Source organism: Kineococcus glutinatus (assembly GCF_039542765.1).
Classification (GTDB): domain Bacteria; phylum Actinomycetota; class Actinomycetes; order Actinomycetales; family Kineococcaceae; genus Kineococcus_A; species Kineococcus_A glutinatus.
This window is the reverse complement of sequence record NZ_BAABIL010000423.1, coordinates 1-6,616: the sequence shown is the minus strand read 5'-3', so window position 1 is coordinate 6,616 and position 6,616 is coordinate 1. Positions and strand designations below refer to the sequence as shown.

At 74.9% G+C, this 6,616-nt stretch carries 4 protein-coding genes; 2 read left to right on the top strand and 2 right to left on the bottom strand.

The features are described from left to right. A partial coding sequence (locus ABEB16_RS15080) for a sulfatase-like hydrolase/transferase (protein WP_345713052.1) occupies window positions 1-1,382 on the top strand: 1,382 nt, incomplete at its 5' end. 53 nt (window positions 1,383-1,435) lie between these two features. Here ABEB16_RS15080 and ABEB16_RS15075 read toward each other — a convergent pair. Both ABEB16_RS15075 and ABEB16_RS15070 read right to left on the bottom strand, forming a co-directional pair. Next, on the bottom strand, window positions 1,436-2,785 hold the full coding sequence (locus ABEB16_RS15075; RefSeq protein ID WP_345713051.1) for an aspartate aminotransferase family protein: 1,350 nt from the start codon (window positions 2,783-2,785) through the stop codon (window positions 1,436-1,438). Window positions 2,786-2,984: 199 nt separating this feature from the next. Beyond that, entirely contained in the window at window positions 2,985-4,490 is a 1,506-nt protein-coding gene (locus ABEB16_RS15070; protein ID WP_425560208.1) for a CoA-acylating methylmalonate-semialdehyde dehydrogenase, read from the bottom strand. A 184-nt stretch (window positions 4,491-4,674) separates the two neighbouring features. On the opposite strand from ABEB16_RS15070, the gene ABEB16_RS15065 reads away from it, so the two are divergent. Continuing rightward, entirely contained in the window at window positions 4,675-6,345 is a 1,671-nt protein-coding gene (locus ABEB16_RS15065; protein ID WP_345713050.1) for a PucR family transcriptional regulator, read from the top strand. Window positions 6,346-6,616: the final 271 nt, after the last annotated feature.

Sequence of the window (6,616 nt, the reverse complement as noted above, 5' to 3'; positions counted from 1 at the left end):
ACCTCGTCGCCGTCGGCGCCGCCGGCTCCGCGGCCATCGCCGCCACCGCGGGCGCGACGCCCGCCGCCGCGGAGCAGCGCTTCCGGGCCCGCCCGAAGGACCGCGGCAGCCGCCGACCCAACGTCCTCGTCGTCCTGGCCGACGACATGGGCTGGGCCGACCTGTCCTGCTACGGCGCGCCCCACATCAGGACGCCGAACCTCGACGCGCTGGCGCGCAGCGGGATCCGATTCACCCAGGGCTACTCCGCCGCGCCGGTGTGCTCTCCCACCCGGTTTGCCCTCTACACCGGCCGCTACCCCGGGCGGTTGCCCGGCGGCCTGCGGGAACCCATCGCCGCACCCAACGAGGTGGACGGCATCCCGATCGGGCACCCGACCCTCGCCTCGCAGCTCAAGGGCGTCGGGTACCGCACCGCGATGATCGGCAAGTGGCACTGCGGTTTCCTGCCGTGGTTCAGCCCCACGCGCCTGGGCTGGGACTCGTTCTTCGGCAACTTCAGCGGCGGCATCGACTACTTCTCCAAGGTCTCCGGCTCCGGCGCCCACGACCTCTACGAGGGCGAGGTGGAGTTCGAGGACCTGCGCTACTACACCGACATCCTCGCCGAGCGGACCGTGGAGTTCCTCGAGGAGACCGGCGAGCAGGACCAGCCGTGGCTGCTGAACCTGAACTTCACGACACCGCACTGGCCGTGGGAGGGCCCGGGGGACGCGGCGGAGAGCGCGCGGCTCACCGCCCGGGTGCTGGCCGGCGACCGCACGGCCCTCATGCACGCCGACGGCGGCTCGGTGGAGAAGTACGCCGAGATGGTCGAGGACCTCGACAGCGCGATGGGGCGCGTCCTCACCGCGCTGCGCCGCAGCGGTCAGGCGCGCGACACCCTCGTGCTGTTCGCCAGCGACAACGGCGGCGAGCGCTTCTCCTACCAGTGGCCGCTGTCGGGGGAGAAGCTCACCGTCCTGGAGGGCGGTGTCCGCGTCCCCACCCTGCTGTCGTGGCCCGCCCGCATCGACGGCGGGCAGGTCAGCGACGAACCCGTCGGCACCCTGGACTGGCACGCGACGATCCTGGAGCTGGCCGGGGCGAGCCCGGACCCGGACCACCCCCTCGACGGCACGAGCCTCACCGGATACCTGCTGCGCGGGAAGCCGGTCCCGGAGCGGGACCTGTTCTGGCGGCTGCGCGACCAGGGCGCCCTGCGTCGCGGGGACCTGAAGTACGTCCGCGACGAGGACGGCGCCGAACACCTCTACGACCTGTCCCGCGACGTGCGCGAGCAGGCCGACCTCGCCGCCGCGCTGCCCGGTCAGCTGGCCGCCCGCCGCGCCGCGTGGGAGGCGATCGACGCGACGCTGCTTTCCTACCCGCAGGTCTCCTGAACCATCGTCCCGAGACGTCCTGCCGGGGCGGGTGCACGCCCCGGCAGAAGGGTTCAGGCGGCGGTCGTGTGCTCGTCCGCCACCGACAGGGCCTCGTCGAGGACGGCGAGGCCCTCGGCGACCTCGGCCTCGCTGATCGTGCACGGCGGCACGACGTGCAGGCGGTGGTAGTTCGTGAACGGCAGCACCCCGCCGTCCAGGAGCGCGGCGGTGAGCTCCTTCATGGCCGCGCTGGTCCCGCCGTAGGGGGCCAGGGGCTCCCTGGTGGCGCGGTCGGTGACCAGGTCCAGCGCCCAGAAGACGCCGCGGCCGCGCACCTCGCCGATGACGGGGTGCCTGTCGGCCAGCGCCCGCAGGCCGGGGCCCAGGACCCGCTCGCCGATGTCGGCGGCGTTCTCGACGATCCCCTCCTCGGCCATCGTCGTGATGGTGGCCACCGCGGTGGCGCAGGCCAGCGGGTGCCCGGAGTACGTGAGGCCGCCGGGGAAGGGGCGTTCGTCGAAGGTGGCGGCGATGTGCGGGGCGATCGCCACCCCACCGAGGGGCACGTAGCCGGAGGTGACGCCCTTGGCGAACGTGACGAGGTCGGGGACCACGCCGTCGTGCTCGACGGCGAACCAGCGCCCGGTGCGCCCGAAACCGGCCATCACCTCGTCGGCGACGAACACGATGCCGTGGCGGTCGCAGATCTCGCGCACCCCGGCGAGGTAGCCCGCCGGCGGCACCATGATCCCGGCGGTGCCGGGGATCGACTCCAGGACGATCGCGGCGATGGTGCCGGGGCCCTCGAAGGCGATGAGCTGCTCCAGGTGCTCCAGCGCCCGGTCGCGCTCCTCGGCCTCGGTGGTGGCGTGGAACGCCGAGCGGTAGAGGAACGGGCCGAAGAAGTGCACCGCGCCGGCGTTGGCGTGGTCGTTGGGCCAGCGGCGCGGGTCGCCGGTGAGGTTCACCGCCGTGGTGGTGCCGCCGTGGTAGGAGCGGTACTGCGAGAGCACCTTGTAGCGGCCGGTGTGCAGCCGCGCCATCCGCACCGCGTTCTCGATCGCCTCGGCGCCGCCGTTGGTGAAGAAGATGCGGTCCAGCTCGCCGGGGGTGCGCTCGGCGATGAGGCGGGCGGCCTCGCTGCGCTGGTCGTTGGCGTGCTGCGGGGCGATGGTGCACAGCACGTCGGCCTGCGCCTTGATCGCCGCGACGACGCGGGGGTGCTGGTGGCCGATGTTGGTGTTGACCAGCTGGGAGGACAGGTCCAGCAGTCGGCGCCCGTGCCCGTCCCACACGTACGACCCCTCCGCGCGGGTGACGACGAGCGGGTCGAGCGCGGCCTGCGCCGACCAGGAGTGGAAGACGTGGCGGCGGTCGAGCTCGTAGGTGCGGCGGGCGGCCGGGTCGGCGGGGACGGGCATGTGCGGCGCTCCTGCGGTGCTCGGGGATCGGCGGCGGGCGCCCGGCGGAGCGCCCGGTGAGCGGCCACTGTGCCACGCGGCGCCTCCAGGGGGACCCGACACCTCGTCAGCGACGGCCCGCCCCGGCTGACAGGGTGTCGGGTCGTCGCGCACGCGCGGCGGCCCCGGTCTCGCGGGGGGACCGGGGCCGCCGGAGGGGTCAGGCGTTCTGCGGGAACCCGAGGTTCAGGCCGCCGTGGGAGGGGTCCAGCCAGCGGCCGGTGACGACCTTGCCGCGGGTGAAGAAGTGCACGCCCTCGGTGCCGTGGGCGTGGCTGTCGCCGAAGAGGGAGTTCTTCCAGCCACCGAAGGAGTAGTACGCCACCGGCACCGGGACCGGCACGTTGATGCCGATCATGCCGACCTCCACCTCGTTCTGGAAGCGCCGGGCGGCGCCGCCGTCGTTGGTGAAGATGGCGGTGCCGTTGCCGTAGGCGTTGGAGTTGATGAGGTGCAGGCCCTCCTCGTAGGAGGCCACCCGCACCACCGACAGGACGGGCCCGAAGATCTCGTCGGTGTAGATCGACATGTCGGTGCTCACCTTGTCGAACAGCGTCGGGCCGAGCCAGAACCCGTCGGCCGCCTCGACACCGTCCTGCACGTCGGGCTGCACGCCGCGCCCGTCGATGACGAGCTCGGCGCCCGCCTCCTCGCCGGCGTCGACGTAGGAGCGGACCTTGTCGCGGTGCTGGCCGGTGACGAGGGGGCCCATGTCGCAGCCGCGGCGGCCGTCGCCGGTGCGCAGCGTGGCCACCCGCTCCTTGATCTTCGCGATGAGCTCGTCGGCGACGGGCTCGACCGCCACCAGGGCGCTGATCGCCATGCACCGCTCCCCCGCCGAGCCGAACCCGGCGTTGACGGCGGCGTCGGCGGCCAGGTCCAGGTCGGCGTCGGGCAGCACGAGCATGTGGTTCTTCGCCCCGCCGAGGGCCTGCACGCGCTTGCCGGCGGCGGTACCGCGCTCGTAGACGTAGCGGGCGATCGGGGTGGAGCCGACGAAGGAGATCGACTTCACGTCGGGGTGGTCGAGCAGCCCGTCGACGGCCACCTTGTCGCCGTGCACGACGTTGAAGACGCCGTCGGGCAGGCCGGCCCGCTTCCACAGCCCGGCGATGAAGTTGGCCGCGGACGGGTCCTTCTCGCTGGGCTTGAGGACGACGGTGTTTCCGGTGGCGATGGCGATGGGGAAGAACCACATCGGGACCATGGCGGGGAAGTTGAACGGGCTGATGATGCCGACGACGCCGAGCGGCTGGCGGATGGAGTACACGTCGATCTTCGTCGAGGCGTTCTCGGAGAAACCGCCCTTGAGCAGGTGCGGGATGCCGCACGCGAACTCCACGACCTCCTGGCCGCGGGCGATCTCGCCGGCCGCGTCGGAGAGCACCTTGCCGTGCTCGGCGGTGATGATCGCGGCGAGCTCGTCGCGGCTGGCGTTGAGCAGCTCGCGGAAGGCGAAGAGGATCTGGGTGCGCCGGGCCAGGGAGGTGTCGCGCCAGCCGGGGGCGGCGGCCTTGGCGGCGGCGACGGCGGCGTCGACGTCGGAGGGCTCGGCGAACGCGACCCGCTTGGTGACCTCGCCGGTGGCCGGGTCGTAGACGTCACCGGTGCGACGGCCCGCCCCGCCGGTGGTGGCACCGGCGATCCAGTGCGGCACGACGGGCAGGTCGGTGGTGCCGCCGTGGGCGGCGGTCCTCTCGGCGGTGGTGGTCACGGTTCCTCCTCGGGCGACGGCTGTCCGGGGCGGGGCGCGCTGGCCTCCGCGGCGTTGCGTCGATCGTGGCACCGATGGGCCCGCAAAGGTACTGACATACTGTCATCGTGGTCGTCGCTCGACTTACACTCCGTCGGTGCCCACCACCCTCGCCGACGTCCTGCGGCTCGACGTCGTGCGGGCGGGAGAACCGGAGGTCCTGGCCGGCGCCGGCGCCCTCGACGTGCCGGTGCGCTGGCTGCACGTCGGGGAGGTCGCCGACCTGACGGGCCTGCTGCAGGGCGGCGAGCTCATCCTCACCACCGGCATCGTCCTGGCCCCCGGTGGCGCCGCGGCCGGCGACCTCGGCCGCTACCTCACCAGCCTGCACGCCGCCGGCGCCTGCGGTCTCGTCGTGGAGCTGGGCCCGACCCTGCCCGAGGTGCCGGCGGAGCTGGTGCGCACCGGGCGCCGGCTGGGCATGCCCGTCGTCGCCCTGCACCGGCGGGTGCGCTTCGTGGACGTCACCGAGGCCGTCCACGCCCGCATCCTGGACGAGCAGACCGCGCTGCTGCGGCTGGCGCAGCAGGCGCACGACGCCTTCTCCCCCCTCGGCACCGAGGGCGCCGAGCCGGAGGAGATCGTCGTGCGCGCCGCCGGGATGGCGGGCAGCTCCGTGGTGCTGGAGGACCTGGCCCACCACGTCGTCGCCTACACCGCGCTGGACGAACCCGCCGCGGAGCTGCTGCGCGACTGGGAGCGCCGCTCCCGCGCGGCGGCCGACGCGGGCAGCACCGGCCGCTGCGGTCCCGAGCGCTGGCTCACCACCCCCGTCGGGCCGCGCCGGCAGCGGTGGGGGCGCCTCGTGCTGCCCCGCAGCCGCGGCCTGGACGACCCGGCGGCGGGCATGGTGCTGGAGCGCGCCGCGGAGGCGCTCACCGTCAACCGGCTCGTCGAGCGCGACCTCGTCGTCCTGCAGCACCGCGCCCAGGGGGACCTGCTCGCGGACCTGGTCCGCGGCACGAGCGAGGAGGCGGAGCTGCTGGCCCGCGCGGGCGCGCTGGGGCTGCCCCCGGCGCGGGCGTACCTGGCCGTCGTGCTGGCCGACCCCGGCGCGGACGGCGGGGGGCGGCGGGTCGCGGGCGACGCCCTCGCGGTGCACCGCCGCGACGCGCGGCTGGCCGAGCAGGTGTCCGCGGCGGCCCGCAGCACCCGGCTGGCGGCCCTCGTCTCCCCCCTCGACGCCGGGGTGGTGGCCGCCCTGCTCGCCCTGCCGGCCCCCCACCCGCAGGCCGTCGAGCGGGTGCTCACCGGGTTCGTGCAGGCCCTCGGCGCCGCACCGGAGCGCGAGTCGCCCCCCGCCTCGCCCACCGCGCGCGCCGTGGGGGTGGGACCGGTCGCGGCGTCCCTGGGCGCGAGCGGCACGGCGCTGGCCGAGGCGCGGCACGTGGCGGAGGTCGCGGCCGCCACCGGGCTGCCCGGGCGGCGCCCCTGGTACCGCAGCGGCGACCTGCGGCTGCGGGGGCTGCTGACGCTGCTGCGCGAGGAGCCGCGCCTGCTGTCCTTCGCGGAGGCCGAGCTCGGGCGGCTGCTGGCCCACGACGACGCCTCCGGGGGCGGGCTGCTGGACCTGCTGCGGCTGTTCCTGGACTGCGGGGGCAACAAGAGCGAGCTGTCCCGGCGCAGCCACCTGTCCCGGCCGGCGCTGTACGCGCGGCTGGCGACGATCGAGCGGGTGCTCGGGGTGGACCTCGACGACGGGGAGTCGCGCACCTCGCTGCACGTGGCGCTGCTGGTGCGCGACGTGCGCGCCGCCCGGGCACCCTGACTCGCCCATCTCCGGGTTCGGGCGCTCCCCGAGCCTCCCCGGAGCGCCCATCTCCGGGTTCGGGCGCTCCCCGAGCGTCCCTGACGCGCCCGTTTCCGGGTAGGGGCGCTCCGGTCGGTGCCCGCCGAGCCGGAGCGCACGGTCCGCGCGCGGCGTAGCGTGCCCGCATGAGCGAGCCCCGCCCCCGGCGCCGGCCCGGCCGCTACCGCTACGGCGCGTGGCACGGCGGCCCCGATCCCCTGGCACCCCCCTACGACGTGCGCGCCGCCCT

Excerpts from the sequence above, each read along its gene's own strand:
- ABEB16_RS15075 (WP_345713051.1), bottom strand. The coding sequence starts at position 2,785 with ATGCCCGTCCCCGCCGACCCGGCCGCCCGCCGCACCTACGAGCTCGAC.